4 protein-coding genes are annotated in these 3304 nt (G+C 47.5%); all 4 read right to left on the reverse strand.

Going from position 1 to position 3304, the window contains the following annotated elements; genetic code table 11:
- Positions 1-115: 115 nt before the first annotated feature.
- A complete protein-coding gene (gene rsmA, locus C508_RS0117200; protein ID WP_018704807.1) occupies positions 116-991 on the reverse strand; it encodes a 16S rRNA (adenine(1518)-N(6)/adenine(1519)-N(6))-dimethyltransferase RsmA in 876 nt (291 codons plus the stop codon).
- Positions 985-1533 carry a ribonuclease M5 gene (gene rnmV, locus C508_RS0117205; protein WP_026319591.1) on the reverse strand — a complete coding sequence of 183 codons (549 nt, stop codon included), beginning with the start codon at positions 1531-1533 and terminating at the stop codon, positions 985-987. Before rnmV ends, rsmA begins: the two co-directional genes overlap by 7 nt.
- Before the next feature lie 27 nt (positions 1534-1560).
- Positions 1561-2550 (reverse strand): resuscitation-promoting factor, encoded by a 990-nt coding sequence (locus C508_RS0117210; RefSeq protein WP_018704809.1) that lies wholly within the window; start codon positions 2548-2550, stop codon positions 1561-1563.
- Positions 2551-3097: 547 nt separating this feature from the next.
- On the reverse strand, positions 3098-3304 hold a 207-nt coding region (locus C508_RS20600; protein WP_215731992.1), incomplete at its 5' end, for a hypothetical protein.

Below are 3304 nucleotides of genomic sequence, written 5' to 3' on the forward strand. Positions count from 1 at the left end.
TCAAAGTGGCCGATACTTTTTCTTTATGTGGCATAAAATTACCCCCAGACAAGACAATGTGTTTTTTCATTGTCCTATCTAGGGGTAGCATATCATGCAGCGGGCTTTTTTGTTGTCATAAATTCTCTTCGGTACGTTTCTGAGCGAATAGACCATTAGCAATAGCAGCAAATTCATCTAATGAAAGAGTCTCGCCTCGCCGCATAGCATTGATACCGGCTTCCGCCAATACCAATTGAAGCTGTTCCTGAGGAAATCCTCCGGCCTTTAGGGCATTGGCCAAGGTTTTTCTCCTTTGGCCAAAGGCCGCTTTTACTACGCGGAAAAATAAGGCTTCATCCTCTACTTCGACAGCCGGTTTTTCCCGACGTTCGCAACAGATGACTGCCGACTCTACAGCCGGAGCGGGAATAAAAGACCTGGGCGGTACCGTCATCAGCACATGCGGTTTAGTATAATACTGCACCGCTACTGATAATGCACCATAGGCTTTGCTCCCCGGCTCGGCCGCCATGCGTTCGGCCACCTCTTTTTGCACCATTGTCACCATGCAATCGATGGGAAGACGAGCTTCCAGCAATTCCATGATAATGGGCGTTGTGATGTAGTAGGGAAGATTGGCTACTACCTTAAACGGGCCGCAGCCTACTTCTTGTAGAATATCGATTTTAAGAATATCTCCATGCACAATCCGGACGTTTTCATACCCTTCCAGGGTATGGGCCAAGACGTCCAACAAATGCCGGTCCAATTCTACGGCAACTACCTTGGCGCCTGTCTCGGCTAAGCCTTGCGTCAAGGTGCCGATTCCAGGTCCAATTTCTAGTACTACATCTTGTTCTTGAATGCCTGCAGCTTTGACGATACCAGCCACCACTGAGGGATCCACTAAAAAATTTTGTCCAAGTTTCTTACTCATACGAATGCCAAAACGTTTCAGAATATGCAAGGTCACATCCTTATTCGCAATGACAGGTTTCAGGCTCAACAAGATTTAGGCTCCTCCCCGGCTGCCACTGCAGCCCAGAATTCTTCAACCGTAATGCCATAATGATTCAAACGATAAAAAAAGGTTTTTGCATTGGCATAACCAATACCCAACGCTGCTCCCAATAGGGCGCGTCGTTTCGCCGCCTCCGGGTGAGCCGTCAGCCCTGCTTGCAGCATATCGCTCCAAACAAAAGGCTCTTCTGGCTGCCACTGCTCCACACGAACTTTTTCTAAAGCCGTGCGGATGGATTCCGGCGATGCGTTTTCCACCCCAATATCGCCTGCCGCCTGAGCCTCTTCCTTCGGAATGAAGGCATGGCGCGCTTCCGGGAAATGGCTGCTAAGATAACGTCGAATTCGTTCTCCAGCACTGTCCGGGTCAGTCAAAATAATGACGCCCCGGTGCCGCATAGCTTGAGCAACCCGCTCCAACACACGCGGTCCTAAGCCAAATCCGCCGGTAGCAATACATTCGGCATCAACAGCACGTTTCACTGCCTGAATATCTTGTTTTCCTTCTACCACAATGACATCTTTCAGCATTCGATACATTACCTGCCTGTTGTACGGTTAGTCTTCCAGCACATATACTTTGACGTAACGTCGGCCAAATCCCCATGCCTGTGCATAGTCCTCCATACAAAGGTCAATTTTCATTCCTTTGATGGCGCCACCGGTATCTGCAGCCACTGCATAGCCATAACCAGGGATATACAACCGTGTTCCTAACGGAATCACTCTGGGATCTACTGCCACAACCCCCCAGCGAGCCGGAATGCCGCTGGCGGTAATCCCATGACCGCCTCCGTCCGTGGGCAGATACGCCGTAGCTTCCATCGTTAACGTCCGGCTAAACCGTTGATCGCCGCGAGACGTATTCACTACATCGCGTGTACCAACTCGCACCGTCTGCGCTTTGGAGGCTACCTTGACTTTCTCTGACACCACTTGTTCCCCGATAGATTCACCATCCGCTAAAGTAACACGGACAGCCACTTCTTTCACTCCGTCGGTGCCTGTTTCCAGCACCTCTGTTGCCCCTTTTTCAAGAGTAGCATCAGGCTGTTGCATCACGGAGAAGGGATCAGGAATCTCCCTTGTTTCCATTCTTGTTTCGATTTTTACGAGGCGTACCGTCATATTCGGAGACAGGCGTACCCCGTCCCCCGGTTCGGTTCGCACGGTTTCAGGCTTAAAGCCCAGCGCTCCTGCCAATTCCCCAACCGTCTGCTTGGCCGTCATAACGGTTTTAGTTCCTTCTTTTAATTGAACTGTCACGGGGAATGCACGAAGCACCTCCACCACCGTACCATTCTGCACCGAAGGCGTCGACAAGCGATATTCGTCCTGCGGTCCCATTTCCACTCCGGCTTCCGCCAAAATGTCCGTGGGCTTGCTGTGTAGCGTGCGAATGGAAACAGCTTGCCCATCGACCTGCACATCGACCGTTTTATATGCCCATACAAAGCCGGTCAAAAAGAAGATCGACAGTGCCAGCGCTGAAATCAGCACCAGCTCTTTCCGCTCAGAAAGTACCTTTAGAGACAGAGTGTTTTTCATTCCACTCCCCCTTTCTAAAGGTTTAGTCATTGTAACATGATTTTTTTTGACTGTCAAACCGCAGCGTCTTGTGTGTAAATATTTTTGTTTTTATTTATATCTTTATTTGTTACTTCCAAAGTTGTTTAGTTTTAAAAAAAATTAGATTTTGTAATTATATAGATTGAGGCTTGCATATCTATCCACACACGCACTAATTCACCACAACTTCCATTTTCATCAAATAAACGCCTATTGTAATTTACTTTTTAAGTTTTCATAAAATTACTCATAAACAAATTTTCGCAAAAAACTCCCTTTCTTAGCGGATTATTTTACTCGCAATGTCTTTCTTTTTTCAGAATTATCGTTCTATTTTTACATAATTTTACTTTAAAATTTTCCTTACAGCTTTTAGATTTTCAAACTGTATCCTAACAATATTGCAAGGTTTAGGAAAAATATTCATTTTCCTTCATTATATATAAGAAAATTAGGTCGATATTGCACTCTATGCGGGGATACAGAAACACCACTTCCCCTACCTCCCTTTAACAAGGAAAGCATATCAATTCACAGGCTGCAGCCTAACGTCCGCGCCCAGCGCCTGCGGCAAAACTTTTGCGAGCGAAGCGCTCCGCAGGGCCTGTAAGGCCAGCTGGTAGGATAAGAAATACGGTTGTCTGAGCGCAGCGAGTTCCCGCATTTCCCTTTCAGCTGGCCTCGCAGGAGCTGAACGAGCTCTTGTTTTGAAGAAGACGCTGGGTGAAGAACG

This window comes from Anaeromusa acidaminophila DSM 3853 (assembly GCF_000374545.1).
GTDB classification, from domain to species: Bacteria; Bacillota; Negativicutes; order Anaeromusales; family Anaeromusaceae; genus Anaeromusa; species Anaeromusa acidaminophila.